The organism is Paraburkholderia sp. CNPSo 3076, from assembly GCF_026343935.1.
Lineage (GTDB): Bacteria > Pseudomonadota > Gammaproteobacteria > Burkholderiales > Burkholderiaceae > Paraburkholderia > Paraburkholderia nodosa.
Genome location: NZ_JAPMAL010000002.1, coordinates 103,500 through 119,350, shown reverse-complemented (window position 1 = coordinate 119,350; position 15,851 = coordinate 103,500). Strand labels below are relative to the sequence as shown.

The following is a 15,851-nucleotide window of genomic DNA, read 5'->3' as shown; positions in this document are numbered from 1 at the left end:
TTGAACCGAGTCCGCGCTGGCGCCGAACCCGAACTGCGTACCGAGAGCGTGCGCGCCTTCAAGTCGCCCACACCGGCCCGCCGTGTGTGGCTGCGTTTCAAGCAGCAGCGTCTTGGCTACTGGAGCCTGATCGTGTTTCTCGTTGCGTTCGCGGCGAGTCTCGCGGGTCCGCTCTGGTGCAACGACAAGCCGATCGTCGTGCGCTCCGAGGGGCACCTGTATTTCCCGTTGTTCAAGGACTATCCGGAAACCGCGTTCGGCGGCGATTTCCCGACGCCTGCCGACTACCTCGATCCGTACATTCGCCACCGCTTCGACGCGCCGGGCAACTTCGCGATCTATCCGCCGAACCCGTACTACTACGACACGCTCAACTACTTCGCGAAAGTGCCGAACCCCGCGCCGCCGTCGCGCCAGAACTGGCTCGGCACCGACGAGAGCGGCCGCGACCTGTTTGCCCGCTTGCTCTATGGCTTTCGCGTGTCGGTGGAGTTTGCGCTCGTGCTGACTGCCATCGGCACGCTGCTCGGCGTGCTGGCGGGCGCCGTGCAAGGGTACTTCGGCGGCAAGGTCGATATCTTCGGGCAGCGTCTCATCGAGATCTGGAGCTCGCTCCCCGAGCTTTATCTGCTGATTATTTTCGCGGCGATCTTCGAACCGGGCTTCGTGCTGCTGATCGTGCTGCTTTCGCTGTTCGGCTGGATCGGCCTGTCTGACTACGTACGCGCCGAATTCCTGCGCAACCGCAACCAGGACTACGTGCTCGCCGCGCGCGCAATGGGCCTTTCGAACTGGCAGATCATCTGGCATCACGTGCTGCCCAATAGCCTCACGCCCGTCATCACCTTCCTGCCGTTTCGCATGAGCGGCGCGATTCTCGCGCTCACGAGTCTCGACTTCCTGGGCCTTGGCGTGCCCGCACCCACGCCGAGCCTCGGCGAGCTGCTCGCGCAGGGCAAGCGCAATCTCGACGCATGGTGGATCGCGCTCTCGACCTTCGGCGTGCTCGTGGCGACGCTGCTGCTGCTCACCTTCATCGGCGACGCGCTACGCAACGCGCTCGACACGCGCATTTCCGACGCCATGAAGGCCGGAGGCAACCAGTGAGCGTGCCTCAGGACGCAGCCGCGCCGCTCCTCTCGATCGAACACCTGAGCGTGCACTTTGACGAGACGCTCGCCGTCGATGACGTCACGCTCGCGATCGGGCGCGGCGAGCGCGTGGCGCTCGTCGGCGAGTCGGGCTCGGGAAAGACCGTCACCGCGCTCGCGGTTCTGCGCCTCCTGCAAGACGCGCAGATCAGCGGCGCCATCCGCCTCGACGGCGACGATCTGCTCGCGAAGAGCGAGCGCGCGATGCGCGGTCTGCGCGGCAACGACGTCGCGATGATCTTCCAGGAGCCGATGACGGCGCTCAATCCGCTCTACACGGTCGGCGAGCAAATCGCGGAAACCATCGTGCTGCACGACGGCGTCTCGAAGAAAGCAGCCTACGAGCAGGCTGTGGGCTTGCTCGAGCGCACAGGCATCACCGAGGCGCGGCGGCGCGTGTCGAGCTATCCGCATCAGCTCTCGGGCGGCCAGCGCCAGCGCGTGATGATCGCGATGGCGCTCGCGTGCCGTCCGCGCCTTTTGCTCGCCGACGAGCCGACCACGGCGCTCGACGTCACGATCCGCGGGCAGATCGTCGATCTGCTGCTTGAATTGCAGCGCGAGGAGGTGGAGCGCAATCGTGGCGCAGGCATGTCGGTGCTGCTCATCACGCACGACCTGAACCTCGTGCGCCGCTTCGCGCAGCGCGTGGCCGTGATGGAGAAGGGCAGGCTGGTCGAGTCGGGCAGCGTGGAGCAGATTTTCGAGGCGCCGCAACACCCGTACACGCAACGGCTGATCGCGAGCCGGCCAGAGCGCCACGTGCTGCCCGTCCTGCCGATCGCGCCGGTTCTCTTGCAGGCGAAGGATGTGATCGTCGACTTCGCAACGAAGTTGCCGGGCTTTCGCGGCTGGTGGCAAAAGGGGCGCTATCGCGCCGTGAACGACGCGAACATTGCGGTGCGCCAGGGCGAGACGCTCGGCATCGTCGGCGAATCCGGATCGGGCAAAACGACGCTGGCGATGGCGATGTTGGGGTTGCAGCGAACCGCGGGCGGCGTTGTCGAGTTCCAGGGGCGGCCGATCGCGAGCTATCGGGGGCGCGACAGGCTGGCGTTGCGCTCGCATCTGCAGGTTGTCTTTCAGGACCCGTTCAGTTCGCTTTCTCCGCGCCAGACCATCGAGCGCATCGTGGGGGAGGGGCTGTTGCTGCATCGGCCCGATCTTCCCAGCGAGGAGCGGCGCAAGCGCGTCGTCGGTGTGCTGCGTGAAGTGGGCCTCGATCGCACCGCCTTGCAACGATACCCGCATGAGTTTTCGGGCGGCCAGCGTCAGCGTATCGCCATTGCGCGCACGCTGGTGCTGGAGCCGCGCGTGATCGTGCTCGACGAACCGACCAGTGCGCTCGACGTGTCGATCCAGCAACAGGTGTTGCGATTGTTGACGGATTTGCAACGCAAGTACAACCTGGGCTACGTGTTCATCAGCCACGACCTGGAGGTGATCGGCGCAATGGCGCACCGGGTGGTGGTGATGCAGAACGGGGCGATTGTCGAGTCAGGAGAGGTCGCGAATATCTTCGATAACCCGACCCATCCTTACACCCGAAAATTGTTGAAAGCCGCCTTTGATCGCTAGGCTTTGGCGGAACTTTAGAGTGAATTTCGGTGAAATTCACCAATGAGGTGAATGTCGCGATTGAATTTTTCTATTTGTTTTGACACACAAATACTTACTGGCTAGTATCGTCCAAACTTTTCTACTAACTCCCTGATTTACGGGCAATTTCTACCGACCAATGCAGCACCGATACCTGACCCAGGCTTGCACGCGCGTCGTCGCCGGGATGTTCATCGGCGTACTGATGGCCGCAGCTCCCGGCGCGTTCGCCGACGAAGTAAGCAGCTTTAACCAGAATGCCTCATTTTCGCCGAGCAACCCGGCGAATCTGCAGTCCATCCCCGCAGTGCAGAGCGCGCTCCAGAATGCCAACCAGGCGACCCCGGCGGCGGCTCCGGCCCCGACCGAAGGCGGCGCCAAGGCGTTCCTTTCCGGCATGGCCGGCAAAGCCGGCGACGTCGTTGTCGGCGCACTCAACATGATTGGCGTGCGCTACCGCTGGGGCGGCAACACGCCCGACTCCGGCCTCGACTGCAGCGGCTTCGTGCGCTACGTGTTCCAGGACACGCTCGGCATGTCGCTGCCGCGCCGCGCCGAGGAAATGAGCCGCGTGGGCGAGAAGGTCAGCATGAGCAACCTGAAGCCGGGCGACCTCGTGTTCTTCAACACGATGCGCCGCACGTTCTCGCACGTCGGCATCTACATCGGCGACAACAAGTTCGTGCATTCGCCGTCCACGGGCAGCACGATCCGCGTCGACGACCTCGACGACGGCTACTGGGAAAAGCGCTTCACGGGTGCACGCCGTATCGAAACGTCGTTCACGCCGGACCAGCAGCAAAGCCTCAAGCGCGTGAGCGCACAGTTCGACGGCAACGGCGGCAACTGATCGGGGTGTCGTAGCGAACAAAAAAGCCTGCTTCTTGCGAAGCAGGCTTTTTGCGTTTTTTGCGCTCGTGCGCCCGCCGAAGGGGGCTCAGGTCAAGTGCTCAGGCCGTCAGGCGCGCCGCGGCGAGCTTGCGCTCGAGCTCCGGCATCATGCGCGCGCCCGCTTCCTCGCCCGCGAGAATCGCCGCGTTGCGCTGCGTGAAGTCGCTGCTCGACATCGCGTTGAGGTTCGGGCGGATCACGACATCGGCGTATTTGTCGAGCTCGTAGGTCTTGATCGTCTGGCCCATGATCGTGAAGGTCTGCATCAGCACGTCGAACTGGCTCAGCGTCGAGGCCGTTTCCGGGCGCGCCGAGATGTCCACGGCGATCACGAAGTCGGCGCCCATCTTGCGTGCGAACGAGGCCGGCACGGGGCTCACGAGGCCGCCATCCACGTATTCGTGGCCCGCAATCTTCACGGGCTCGAAAATCGACGGAATGCTGCACGACGCGCGCACGGCAATGCCCGTATTGCCGCGCTGGAACAGGATGGGCTGGCCCGTGCGCAGGTCGGTCGAGACGACGCCGAGCGGCTTCGCCATCTTCTCGATGGGCCGGTCGTGCAGCGTGGTGTTCAGATAGTTCTGGAGCGCCACGCCCTGCAGGAGGCCGCGCGTGCGAAACGGCATCGCCCAGTCGCTGATCGAGGCTTCGTCCATCGTCAGCGCGAGCTTGTTGAGCGCGAAACCGTTCATGCCCGAGGCGTAAAGCGCCGCGACGACCGAGCCTGCGCTCGTGCCGACCACGAAGTCGACTTGCACGTTGCGCGCCTCGAGCGCCTTGATCACGCCGATATGCGCGAAGCCGCGCGCCGCGCCGCCGCCGAGCGCGAGGCCCACGCGAATCGGGCGCGTCGGCCTCGCGACGGGCGGCGGGGGCGCGGTGGTGACGGGCGGCGGGACGCTGGCGGTCTGCGTGCCCGCGGTCGTGCACGCGGCAAGGACGGTGGAGGCGGCCGCAAGCGAAAAGTGCCGGCGGCTCAACGAGGGCGATGACTGCTTCAAGAAGGTTCTCCATGCGGTCCGCGGGCGTGTCCGGCAAGGAACGGCGCGGTACCCCGGTCTGCTCGCGCGGGCGGCCGAGTATCTGTATTTGCGCGCGCGACGCCGCATCGTAATGGCGGCGCGCCGACATCATAAGGCAAAGCGCGGCCGGTTTAGCAGGCGTGCATGTAACGCGATGTGTCCGCGATGTGACGCCAGATGACAGCGCGCTCGACGGCTTGCGGGCGCGCGGACGTTGGCAGGAGAGAAGCGGGGCGCCCGCATGCGCTGCGGGCCTCGCCCCCAGGCCGAAGCGGTGCATGGCGGGTATAATCCGGTCTCTAATTTTCCGGATTCCCGTTCGTGTGCGCGAGGCTGCGCGCGCCCCGGCGCTCTCGCGCTAGCCGCGCGGGCCGAACGCGCCGCGAACCCTGGCCATCCGCCGCCGTCGCTGCTTTTATCGCTGGCGCCGCGCTCTGGATGGCATCGCCTTCGAGTAATCGCCCATGACTACCTCTGTCGTCCGTACCCGCTTCGCGCCGAGCCCGACCGGCTTCATCCACCTCGGCAACATCCGTTCCGCGCTTTACCCGTGGGCGTTCGCGCGTCACAACAAGGGTGTCTTCGTGCTGCGGATCGAAGACACCGACCTCGAGCGTTCGACGTCGGAATCGGTCGATGCGATCCTCGAAGGCATGGAGTGGCTCGGCCTGAATTTCGACGAAGGTCCGTTCTACCAGATGCAGCGCATGGACCGTTATCGCGAAGTGCTCAAGCAGATGCAGGAGCAGGGCCTCGTGTACCCGTGCTACATGTCGACCGAAGAGCTGGACGCGCTGCGCGAGCGCCAGCGCGCCGCAGGCGAGAAGCCGCGCTACGACGGCACGTGGCGCCCGGAGCCGGGCAAGGTGCTGCCCACGCCGCCCGAGGGCGTGCAGCCGGTGCTGCGCTTCCGTAACCCGCTCACGGGCGTGGTGGCATGGGACGACGCCGTCAAGGGCCGCGTGGAGATCTCGAACGAAGAGCTCGACGACCTCGTGATCGCGCGCCCGGACGGCACACCGACCTACAACTTCTGCGTAGTCGTGGACGACGTCGACATGAAGATCACGCATGTGATTCGCGGCGACGACCACGTGAACAACACGCCGCGCCAGATCAACATCCTGCGCGCGCTCGGCGCCGAGCCGCCGGTCTACGCGCATCTGCCTACGGTGCTCAACGAGCAGGGCGAAAAGATGAGCAAGCGCCACGGCGCGATGAGCGTGATGGGCTATCGCGACGCAGGCTATCTGCCGGAAGCGGTGCTCAACTATCTCGCGCGCCTGGGCTGGTCGCACGGCGACGCCGAAGTGTTCACGTGCGAGCAGTTCGTGGAGTGGTTCGATCTCGAGCACCTGGGTAAGTCGCCCGCGCAGTACGACCACAACAAGCTCAACTGGCTCAACAACCACTACCTGAAGGAAGTGGACAGCGCGCGCCTCGCCGAGCTCTCGAAGCCGTTCTTCGCCGCGCTCGGCGTGGACGAAGCCGCGCTCGCCAAGGGCCCGTCGCTCGAAGGCGTGGTCGCGCTTTTCAAGGACCGTGCGAACACGATCAAGGAGATCGCCGAGAGCGCGATGATGTTCTACCGCGAGCCGCAGCCGGAAGCCGAAGCGCTCGCCCAGCACATCACGGAAGCCGTGCGCCCCGCGCTCGCCGATCTCGCCGCCGCGCTCAAGGGCGCGGAGTGGACGAAGGAGGGCGTCTCGGCCGCGCTCAAGGCCACGCTCGCCACGCACAAGCTCAAGATGCCGCAGCTCGCGATGCCGGCCCGCCTGCTCGTGGCGGGTACCACGCATACGCCGTCGGTCGACGCGGTGCTCGTGCTGTTCGGCCGCGATGCGGTGGTGAGTCGAATCGAGAAGGGTATTTCGGCTGCAAAGTAAAATTTTTGAAGAATTTTTCGCCCGGACCCTAGCGCCCGCGCGGCAGTTCTTGTAGTATTCGGGCTCCGTTGAATACGGAGCGCGAGATAGCCGCAGATAAGCAGCGAATCTCACGCAAAGAGCCGCAGAATCGGGCAACGATGTTTCAAGGAAACCTCGAAGCGCTTCAGAAAACGATTCAAAAGCTCTTGACGAAAGCGAAATTGATGTTTAAAATCTCGCTTCTGTTCTGCAAGGGGGTATAGCTCAGCTGGGAGAGCGCTTGCATGGCATGCAAGAGGTCAGCGGTTCGATCCCGCTTACCTCCACCAACAGAACGCGCAGTAAGCAGTAGAGTGTGGTAAAGGCATTATCTGAAAAGATCATGTCCCCTTCGTCTAGAGGCCTAGGACATCACCCTTTCACGGTGAGTACAGGGGTTCGAATCCCCTAGGGGACGCCAGACATGTGCGTCGTCAATGAGATTGGCGAGGTATCAGGTGGAAATAAACCATCCATCTGACTATGTCGAACTGGAGCGGTAGTTCAGTTGGTTAGAATACCGGCCTGTCACGCCGGGGGTCGCGGGTTCGAGTCCCGTCCGCTCCGCCAGATCGAGCCCGTTCAGAAACTGTGAGCGGGCTTTTTAGTTAAAGTGACGATTACAGGCGCAAGCCCGTGTTGTCCCCTTCGTCTAGAGGCCTAGGACATCACCCTTTCACGGTGAGTACAGGGGTTCGAATCCCCTAGGGGACGCCAAATCAAAATGCGGCGCCAAAGAGCAGTATGGCGACGCCGCCAGCGGGAATCGACCGACGCCCGCCGATGTGAGCAGCAATCTGGAGCGGTAGTTCAGTTGGTTAGAATACCGGCCTGTCACGCCGGGGGTCGCGGGTTCGAGTCCCGTCCGCTCCGCCAGAATCAAAGCCGTTCTGCAGTTGCTTCGGCAATTGCGAACTGCTGCAGTTCCGAGGCGTAAGCCTGCGCTTATGCCTGTGTTGTCCCCTTCGTCTAGAGGCCTAGGACATCACCCTTTCACGGTGAGTACAGGGGTTCGAATCCCCTAGGGGACGCCAAATCAAAATGCGGCGCCAAAGAGCAGTATGGCGACGCCGCCAGCGGGAATCGACCGACGCCCGCCGGTGAGCAGCAAGCTGGAGCGGTAGTTCAGTCGGTTAGAATACCGGCCTGTCACGCCGGGGGTCGCGGGTTCGAGTCCCGTCCGCTCCGCCAGAACGAAGCCCGTTGGATACGTCCAACGGGCTTTTTCTTTTTCCCCAGACGTTTCTCCTGCCTTCCATTCCCCATCCTTCAATTCGTTGGCCGTACGGACAATCTGCGATTGCCGGCGGCCGCGCGTTATCGTAGCGTTGTCGAAACTTCGTTTGCCCGCTTGCCGACATGTTCGCACCGAACGACATTCCGTCGCCGTTTCAGCTGCGCCGCGCCACCATGGACGATTTCGAGTTCGCGGAGACGCTCACGCGCAACAACATGGGTGGCTACTATCTGCGGCATCACCTCGTCTGGCGCGGTGATCTCTTTCTGGCGAGCTATCGCGAGTCGGAGAACTTCATCCTCGAACTCGACGGCGAAGCAATCGGCGTGCTGCGCGTGACGCAGGAGGGCGACTCGCTGCACATTCGCGACGTGCAGATCGCCCAGGGATATCGCGGCAATGGCGCCGGCACGTTCCTGCTCGATATCTCGCACCAATGGGCCCGCGAGCGCGGCCTGCGCGAGTTGCAACTGCGCGTGTTCGTCGATAACCCCGCAGCACGGCTCTATCTGCGCATGGGTTATCGCGTGGCGGGTCCGAGGCTTGCGCGCCTCGGCTCGATTCGCCACATGACGCGGCTTGTCTGAACCTGGCCGATCTCCCACTCAACGCGCGTTGTCGTCGCGATGGTCATCGCGCGCGGCGGCCACGGAATCTTCCGGTTCATCCTCGTCGCGATCGCCCGTGCCGCGCGCGATGAAGGCGCGCGGGCTCTCGCCGAAGGCGCGGCGAAACATCGCCGAAAACGCACTCTGGCTCTGGTAGCCGAGTTCCTGCGCCACGACGGCCATCGGGCGTCCCTGATTGAGCAGCGGGATCGCGCGCGCGAGAATCGCCTGCTGGCGCCACTGCGAAAAGCTCACCCCGAGTTCCTGACGAAAGAGCCGCGCGATCGTGCGCGTGCTCGCGCCCACCTGTGCGGCCCAGTATTCGAGCGAGCCGGGTCCCGCCGGGTCGGCGATCAGCGCTTCGCACAGCGCGCGCAGGCGCTTTTCCTCGGGCATCGGCACGGCGAGCGGCAGCGGCGCCGAGCGCGTGATCTCGTCGAGAGCCAGCGCGCCGAGCAGGCGCTCGCGTGCGGTGGGAATGCCGCGCTCGTCGAGGGCAGCGATCGTCTCGCGCAGGAGGCCGGAGACTTCGACCACGCGGCACGCGTCGAGGCCGGGCGGAATCACCGATTCGTCTACGTAGAGCGTGCGCAGGAACGCGTCCTCGACGATCGCCACTTCGTGTGTGATGTGTGGCGGCACCCAGATCGCGCGCGAGGGCGGCACCATCCACGTCGTGCCGGGCGTCGCCATGCGCAGCACGCCGCGCGACGAGTAGGCGAGTTGCGCCCACGCATGCGTGTGCTGCGCGATGCACACACCGGCCGGCATGGGCCGCGAGCGCACGCGGATGGGATGCGTGGGTGTCGGCGCGAACTCGGGCGGAATATCGACGAGTTCGGCGTGCGGCTGCGCCTCGTTGCGTGCGTCGCTGGATGCGAAGTGGGGCAGATCCTCGGGCATGACGGGCAGGGTGGCGGGTTCGGCGGGTTTGGCGACGACTTTGGCGACGAGTTTGGCGATTGATGCACCCATTGTAGACGTCTCGCGCTCCAAGGCCTGGGCCGCACGCATTGATGGCCGGGCAGAATGAGGGCGAATCGACAGCGTGCTCGTGTGGCGCGAGCCGCCCTGAAGGAGAGAAAAGCCATGAAATACGTGTTCGTCTACGGCACGCTGCGCGCGGGCGAGATCAACGACATCAACCTCGCGGCGGATCGCAACGCGATCGCGCGCCCGCGCCACCTCGGTCTCACCACGCTCGCCGGCCGGCTCTTCGACTTCGGCAGCTATCCTGGGATGGTGGCCGGGTGGGCCGATGCGCAATCGACGGTCGTTGGCGACGTCTACGAAATCGACGACGCGCTCCTCGCCGTGCTCGACGAAATCGAGCAGGTTTATCCAGGCGTCGACAATCTGTTCGTTTCGCAGGAAGTGGATATCGAGGTGCAGGGCGAACGCATCGCTTGCCTCTACTATCCGGTTGCATCCGCCGCTATTGCAGGACGCCCCGAGATCGCAGGCGGCGACTGGGTCGCGCATCGGCGCGCGCGCTGATCGTTCGAGACGCGGCGCATGAAAACACGAAGGCCCGGCGGGCTCACACCCGCCGGGCCTTTTGCATCGGCTAGTCGTTAGATATACCGAGCGATCAGATCTCTTCGTACAGCGGCAGCGTCAGGAACTCGACGAAGTTTTCCGACGTCGACATCTGCTCGAAGATCTGCGCGGCGCGCTCGTACGGCTTCGTGTCGCCGCCGACCGAGGCCTTCACCTTGTCCAGCTCCTGCGGGATCAGTTCGCGCACGAGTTCGGCCGTGACCTTGCGGCCGTCTTCGAGCTTGCCCTTGGGCGAGCGGATCCACTGCCACACCTGCGAGCGCGAGATTTCGGCGGTCGCGGCGTCTTCCATCAGGTTGTGGATCGGCACGCAGCCATTGCCCGCGAGCCACGAGCCGAGGTAGTGGATGCCTACGTTGATATTGTTGCGCAGGCCCGTTTCGGTGATCGGCGCCTCCGGACGGAAGTCGAGCAGATCCTTGCCCGCGACGTTCACATCGGCGCGCTGCTTGCCGATCTGGTTCGGCTTGTCGCCGAGCACCTTCACGAACTCTTCCATCGCGATGGGCACGAGGCCCGGGTGCGCAACCCAGCCGCCGTCGTAGCCATCCGTTGCGTCACGCGCCTTGTCCGAACGCACGCCGCCCATGGCCTTCTCGTTGGCGGCCGCGTCGTTCTTGATCGGGATGAGCGCGCTCATCCCGCCGATAGCCGGTGCGTTGCGCTTATGGCAGGTCTTGAGCAGTTCGAGCGCGTAGGCGCGCATGAACGGCACCGTCATCGTGATCTGCGCGCGGTCGGCAAGACAGAAGTCCTTGTCGTTCTTGAACTTCTTGATCGCCGAGAAGATGTAGTCCCAGCGGCCGGCGTTCAGACCCGAGCTGTGCTCGCGCAGTTCATAGAGGATTTCGTCCATCTCGAACGCGGCGAGGATCGTCTCGACCAGCACCGTCGCGCGGATCGTGCCGCGCGGGATTCCCACGCCTTCCTGCGCTGCGACGAAGATGTCGTTCCACAGACGCGCTTCGAGGTGGCTTTCCATCTTCGGCAGGTAGAAGTACGGGCCGCTGCCGCGCGAGATCAGTTCCTTCGCGTTGTGGAAGAGATAGAGCGCGAAGTCGAAGACGCCGCCCGACACACGCTGACCGTCCACCGTCACGTGCTTTTCGTCGAGGTGCCAGCCGCGCGGACGCACGATCAGCGTGGCGGTCTTGTCGTTGAGCTGGTAGGTCTTGCCGTTCTGTTCGAGCGAAATCGTGCGGCGCACTGCGTCCTTCAGGTTGAGCTGGCCGACGATCTGGTTTTCCCAGTTCGGCGAGTTCGAATCCTCGAAGTCGGTCATGTACGCGTCCGCCCCCGAGTTCAGCGCGTTGATGATCATCTTGCGCTCGACCGGGCCCGTGATTTCCACGCGGCGGCATTCGAGATCCTTCGGCAGCGCGGCGATCTTCCAGTCGCCTTCGCGGATCGATTTCGTGTCGGCAAGAAAGTCGGGGCGCTCGCCGGCATCGAGGCGCTTCGTGCGCTCGACGCGTGCCTTCAGCAGTTCCTGACGGCGGGGCTCGAACGCGCGGTGCAGCTTCGCGACAAGTTCGAGCGCTTCGGGCGTGAGGATCGTTTCGAAGCCGGGCTGGATGTCAGCCGTGATCTGCATGCCTTGCGGCAGTTGCAATGTGTTCGCCATTTGCTTGCTCCTTGGTCGGTCAGATTGTGAATGTGTGGTTGTTGTGGCTGCGGCGAGCGGCTGTCCGTCACGCGCCCGGGCTGGGGCGAGGGCGGCTTTGCCGCTCGGGCGCAGCGGTTTCGAGAAAAGCGGCGAGTTCTGCCATGCCGCCGCCAGTGCCATGCGGCGCCACGCCGAGTTCTTCGGCGGGTAGTCGCTGGCGGTTGATCCAGAACGTGGTGTAGCCGAACCAGCCGGCGCCCGCGGCGTCCCAGCCGTTCGACGACACGAACACCAGCTCGCGTGGCGCGGCGTCGAAAGCGGCGATGCCGAGCGAATACGCGGCGGCGGCCGGCTTGTAGGCACGCACCGCGTCGACCGAAAGCACGTGGTCGAAGAGGCTGCTCATGCCGGCGCTCTTCACCGCGATGTCGAGCATCTGCGGGTTGCCGTTCGAGAGGATCGCAAGGCCCATGCGTGTGCCGTCTTCGCGTGGCTCACGCAGGCGGCGCAGCACGGGCAGCACGTCGGGGAATGCCGAGAGGCAAGCGTATTCGTCCATGAGACGCTTTTCGCCCGCGCCCGTGAGCGACAGGTTCAGGCGGCGCGCGGCGTAGCGCAGCGCGTCGAGCGTGATGTCCCAGAACGGGCGGTAGCGCGCGCCGGCCGGGTCGGAGAGTGTGCGCAGCTGCGTGTACTCGATCTGCTTCAGGCGCCAGAGATGCGAGAGCGCTTCGCCCTGCCCGGGGAACATCTGCTCGGCGGCGGCGACGACCGAATGCACGTCGAAAAGCGTGCCGTACGCGTCGAAGATCACTGCCTTGGGAAATCGTGTTGAGGTGGGTGTCGTTGTGGCCGACATAGCCTTGCACTCCGTCTTCAGAGGTCGAGGTCGATTGTATTCATGAGTCGTATCACTGAAAAAGGCGGGATTGATCACTTGATCTTTTACTTTTACCCACCTAATCTGTCGGCCTACCTTCTCTTTTCCTCTGTTTCTGTCGCCCAGTGCGCGCAGTGTCCACCGATGGACCGCTTCAAACAGATCGAGACCTTCGTCACCGTGGCCGCCAAGGGCAGCCTTTCCGCCGCTGCCCAGGCCGAGGGCGTGGCGCCCGCCATCATCGGCCGGCGCATCGATGCGCTCGAAGAGCGCCTCGGCGTGAAGCTGCTCGTGCGCACCACGCGGCGCATCACGCTCACGTTCGAAGGATCGGCGTTCCTCGAGGACTGCCAGCGCATCATTCACGACATGCAGAACGCCGAGGCGAGTGTGTCCGAGGGTGGCGTGAAAGCGAGCGGGCACCTGCGCGTGTCCGCGCCGGCAGGCTTTGGGCGTCGCCATGTCGCGCCGCTCGTGCCCGATTTCACGGTCGCGCATCCGGACGTGAGCATCGCGCTCGATCTTTCGGATCGGCTCGTCGATCTCGTGAACGAAGGCTTCGACTGCGCCGTTCGCCTCGGCGAATTGCCCGATTCGTCCCTCGTGTCGCTCAAGCTCGGTGAGAACCGGCGCGTGTGCGTGGCTGCGCCGGCGTATCTGTCGCGCCGCGGCGAGCCCGAAACGCCCGCCGACCTCGCACGCCATAACTGCCTCGCCTTCGGCGCGAGTCTGAACCAGCAGCGCGGCTGGGCGTTCCAGCAGGACGGCAAAGTGGTGTCGATCCGCGTGGCGGGCACGATGGAATGCTCGGACGGCGCCGTGCTGCATGAGTGGTGTCTGGCGGGCCACGGTCTGGCGTGGCGCTCGTGGTGGGAAGTCGGCGAGGACATCGCGGCGGGCCGGCTCGTCACCGTGCTCGACGCGTTCGCCGCGCCGCCCATCGGCATTCACGCGGTGTTTCCGCAGCGCCGCCATCTGCCGCTGCGCGTGCGCCTCTTTCTCGACTATCTCAAGCATACCTACGGTCAACCCGGTTACTGGGGATAGGGCGCAGTGCGTGTTTCCGATATCCGGGATGACCCGCACGCACGGCTTGCAGCGATTCTTCGCGCACTACAATCGACCTGAGGGCCAGGCGCTCGCCCGCGCGAGACGCCGGCTGAGTTTTTGCCCGCGCTTCGACCCTTGACTGTGACCCTAGCCTTGCCCGTAATCCGATAGACCACGGAGGGCGCCATGTTCAAACACATCCTCGTACCGACGGACGGTTCGGAACTGTCGAAAAAGGCGATCGACGGCGCGATCGACCTCGCGCGTACCGTGGGCGCACGCGTCACGGCCTACGCGTGCCTGCCGCAATATCCGTACTCGCCTTACGCCGATGTGGTGATCGAGCCGCCCGGCGACTTCCAGACGCGCAGTGAGCGAGAGGCGCGAGTGCATCTGGACGAAATCGAGGCGGCGGCACGCAACGCGGGCGTGATCTGCGACAGTCGGACGAGCGTGCATCCATCGCCATATCTCGGCATCATCGAAGCCGCCGAAGCGGGCGGCTGCGACGTCATCTTCATGGCCTCGCACGGGCGTCGCGGGCTCGGCAGCCTGCTGATCGGCAGCGAGACGCAGCGCGTGCTCACCCATACGAAGATTCCGGTGATCGTGTATCGCTAGCTGGCGCTTTCCTGCAGATTCGCGATGAAGCACAAGGCCACGCTCGCCCGCTGCGTTGGCTGGGCGAGCCGCGGGCCGGATTCTGTCCAGCACGCGCGGCCTGTGTCCTCTACCGCTTCCTCCCTGAACGCCCGGCGGCACGTGCCTGGGCCGCGTCGGCAGGCAGCCGGCGCGCCCCGCCAAGGTACGCGTGCCGGCTGCCTGTTCGAGCGCGACGGCTTGCGCCGCCGCTGCTGCCGGTGGTCTTACGCCACCTTCTTGTCGAAGAACTGCTCGTCTTCCGTCGAGCCGTGCAGCGCCGTAGTCGACGCTTCGCGCTCGACCGTCTGCGTCACGGCGTCGAAGTAGCCGGTGCCCACTTCGCGCTGATGCTTCACGGCGGTGAAGCCCTTCTCGGCGGCGGCGAACTCGGCCTGCTGGAGTTCCACGAACGCGCTCATGTTCTGGCGCGCATAGCCGTGCGCAAGGTTGAACATCGAGTAGTTGAGCGAGTGGAAGCCCGCGAGCGTGATGAACTGGAATTTGTAGCCCATCGCGCCCAGTTCGCGCTGGAACCTGGCGATCGTCGCGTCGTCGAGGTTCTTCTTCCAGTTGAACGACGGCGAGCAGTTGTACGAGAGCAGCTTGCCCGGGAACCGCTTGTGGATCGCTTCGGCGAACTTCTTCGCGAACTCCAGATCCGGCTTGCCCGTTTCGCACCAGATCATGTCGGCGTACGGCGCGTAGGCGAGACCGCGCGAGATGGCCTGCTCGAGGCCGTTCTTCGTGCGGAAGAAACCTTCCACGGTGCGCTCGCCGGTGAGGAACGGGCGGTCGTTGTCGTCGATGTCCGAGGTCACGAGGTCGGCGGCTTCTGCGTCGGTGCGGGCGAGCAGCACGGTGGGCACGCCGCAGACGTCGGCGGCCAGACGCGCGGCCGTGAGCTTGGCGACGTTCTCGCGCGTCGGCACGAGCACCTTGCCGCCCATGTGGCCGCACTTCTTCACCGAGGCGAGCTGGTCTTCGAAATGCACGCCGGCCGCGCCCGCTTCGATCATCGCCTTCATCAGTTCGAACGCGTTGAGCACGCCGCCGAAGCCGGCTTCAGCGTCGGCCACGATCGGCTGGAAGAAGTCGGTGTAGCCCTCGTCGCCCGGGTTCTTGCCTTCGGACCACTGGATCTGGTCGGCGCGCGTGAGCGTGTTGTTGATGCGCTTGACCACCTGCGGCACCGAGTTGGCCGGGTAGAGCGACTGGTCCGGGTACATTTCGCCGGCGAGGTTGGCGTCGCCCGCGACCTGCCAGCCCGAGAGATAGATCGCCTTGAGACCGGCCTTCACTTGCTGCATGGCCTGGTTGCCCGTGAGCGCACCCAGTGCGTTGATGAACGGCTCGGTGTTCACGCCTTTCCAGAGCTTTTCAGCGCCGTGCTTCGCGAGCGTGTGCTCGGGCTGGATCGAGCCGCGCAGGCGCACCACGTCTTCAGCCGTGTAGTTGCGCTTGATGCCCTTCCAGCGCGGATCGGTTTCCCATTGCTGTTGGAGTTGCTGAGCTTGCTGTTGACGAGTCGACATGGTGTGCTCCTTCGTTTGCCTGATAGGTGGATCGCTGAAACGAAACGGCTGAACCGCGGAATGTCACGAAACGAACTTGCCGGGGTCTTGGATTCGGCGGTTTCGATTCGTGAACTCTTATATAAGAGTCTAGGCAAATCGACTGACCGGCAACAGGCAGGTA

General features: G+C 64.5%; 13 protein-coding genes and 7 tRNA genes. 15 read left to right on the top strand and 5 right to left on the bottom strand.

Features of this window, described 5'->3' with window-relative positions; all coding sequences use genetic code 11:
• The 3 genes from M3A49_RS02875 (at position 1) to M3A49_RS02865 (ending at position 3,600) form a co-directional block, all read left to right on the top strand.
• Positions 1–1,107 (top strand): ABC transporter permease, encoded by a 1,107-nt coding sequence (locus tag M3A49_RS02875; protein ID WP_254352793.1) that lies wholly within the window; start codon positions 1–3, stop codon positions 1,105–1,107.
• Complete coding sequence (locus M3A49_RS02870; protein WP_266227409.1) at positions 1,104–2,729, top strand: ABC transporter ATP-binding protein; 1,626 nt, start codon at positions 1,104–1,106, stop codon at positions 2,727–2,729. Before M3A49_RS02875 ends, M3A49_RS02870 begins: the two co-directional genes overlap by 4 nt.
• A 160-nt stretch (positions 2,730–2,889) precedes the next feature.
• A complete protein-coding gene (locus tag M3A49_RS02865) occupies positions 2,890–3,600 on the top strand; it encodes a C40 family peptidase (RefSeq protein ID WP_266227408.1) in 711 nt (236 codons plus the stop codon).
• A gap of 100 nt (positions 3,601–3,700) precedes the next feature.
• Here M3A49_RS02865 and M3A49_RS02860 read toward each other — a convergent pair whose 3' ends face one another.
• Positions 3,701–4,645, bottom strand: coding sequence for a patatin-like phospholipase family protein (locus tag M3A49_RS02860; RefSeq protein ID WP_266227407.1), 945 nt, complete (start codon positions 4,643–4,645; stop codon positions 3,701–3,703).
• A gap of 485 nt (positions 4,646–5,130) precedes the next feature.
• Between M3A49_RS02860 and gltX the strand changes: the two genes are divergently transcribed.
• The 9 genes from gltX (at position 5,131) to M3A49_RS02815 (ending at position 8,397) form a co-directional block, all read left to right on the top strand.
• A complete protein-coding gene (gene gltX, locus M3A49_RS02855; protein WP_266227406.1) occupies positions 5,131–6,552 on the top strand; it encodes a glutamate--tRNA ligase in 1,422 nt (473 codons plus the stop codon).
• A 235-nt stretch (positions 6,553–6,787) separates the two neighbouring features.
• Positions 6,788–6,863 (top strand) — tRNA-Ala (locus M3A49_RS02850).
• Between the two features lie 55 nt (positions 6,864–6,918).
• Positions 6,919–6,994: transfer RNA gene (locus tag M3A49_RS02845), tRNA-Glu, on the top strand.
• Between the two features lie 72 nt (positions 6,995–7,066).
• Positions 7,067–7,143 (top strand) — tRNA-Asp (locus tag M3A49_RS02840).
• A gap of 71 nt (positions 7,144–7,214) precedes the next feature.
• A tRNA-Glu gene (locus M3A49_RS02835) sits at positions 7,215–7,290 on the top strand.
• 82 nt (positions 7,291–7,372) lie between these two features.
• Positions 7,373–7,449, top strand: a tRNA-Asp gene (locus M3A49_RS02830).
• Between the two features lie 82 nt (positions 7,450–7,531).
• Positions 7,532–7,607: transfer RNA gene (locus tag M3A49_RS02825), tRNA-Glu, on the top strand.
• An 80-nt stretch (positions 7,608–7,687) separates the two neighbouring features.
• Positions 7,688–7,764 (top strand) — tRNA-Asp (locus M3A49_RS02820).
• A gap of 168 nt (positions 7,765–7,932) precedes the next feature.
• Positions 7,933–8,397, top strand: coding sequence for a GNAT family N-acetyltransferase (locus tag M3A49_RS02815; RefSeq protein ID WP_028204095.1), 465 nt, complete (start codon positions 7,933–7,935; stop codon positions 8,395–8,397).
• Between the two features lie 18 nt (positions 8,398–8,415).
• On the opposite strand, the gene M3A49_RS02810 is transcribed toward M3A49_RS02815, so the two are convergent.
• Positions 8,416–9,321 carry an AraC family transcriptional regulator gene (locus M3A49_RS02810; protein WP_416338910.1) on the bottom strand — a complete coding sequence of 302 codons (906 nt, stop codon included), beginning with the start codon at positions 9,319–9,321 and terminating at the stop codon, positions 8,416–8,418.
• Between the two features lie 186 nt (positions 9,322–9,507).
• On the opposite strand from M3A49_RS02810, the gene M3A49_RS02805 reads away from it, so the two are divergent.
• Positions 9,508–9,915 (top strand): gamma-glutamylcyclotransferase family protein, encoded by a 408-nt coding sequence (locus tag M3A49_RS02805; protein WP_266227404.1) that lies wholly within the window; start codon positions 9,508–9,510, stop codon positions 9,913–9,915.
• Positions 9,916–10,009: 94 nt separating this feature from the next.
• Here the strand turns inward: M3A49_RS02805 and aceB are convergent, their stop codons facing one another.
• Together aceB and M3A49_RS02795 are read right to left on the bottom strand one after the other, a co-directional pair.
• On the bottom strand, positions 10,010–11,602 hold the full coding sequence (aceB, locus tag M3A49_RS02800; RefSeq protein WP_266227403.1) for a malate synthase A: 1,593 nt from the start codon (positions 11,600–11,602) through the stop codon (positions 10,010–10,012).
• Between the two features lie 67 nt (positions 11,603–11,669).
• Entirely contained in the window at positions 11,670–12,443 is a 774-nt protein-coding gene (locus tag M3A49_RS02795) for a haloacid dehalogenase type II (RefSeq protein ID WP_266227402.1), read from the bottom strand.
• A 165-nt stretch (positions 12,444–12,608) separates the two neighbouring features.
• Between M3A49_RS02795 and M3A49_RS02790 the strand changes: the two genes are divergently transcribed.
• Positions 12,609–13,511 carry a LysR family transcriptional regulator gene (locus M3A49_RS02790; RefSeq protein WP_254352784.1) on the top strand — a complete coding sequence of 301 codons (903 nt, stop codon included), beginning with the start codon at positions 12,609–12,611 and terminating at the stop codon, positions 13,509–13,511.
• A 189-nt stretch (positions 13,512–13,700) separates the two neighbouring features.
• Entirely contained in the window at positions 13,701–14,135 is a 435-nt protein-coding gene (locus M3A49_RS02785; RefSeq protein WP_028204090.1) for a universal stress protein, read from the top strand.
• Between the two features lie 245 nt (positions 14,136–14,380).
• On the opposite strand, the gene aceA is transcribed toward M3A49_RS02785, so the two are convergent.
• A complete protein-coding gene (aceA, locus tag M3A49_RS02780; RefSeq protein WP_266227401.1) occupies positions 14,381–15,688 on the bottom strand; it encodes an isocitrate lyase in 1,308 nt (435 codons plus the stop codon).
• Between the last annotated feature and the right edge of the window lie 163 nt (positions 15,689–15,851).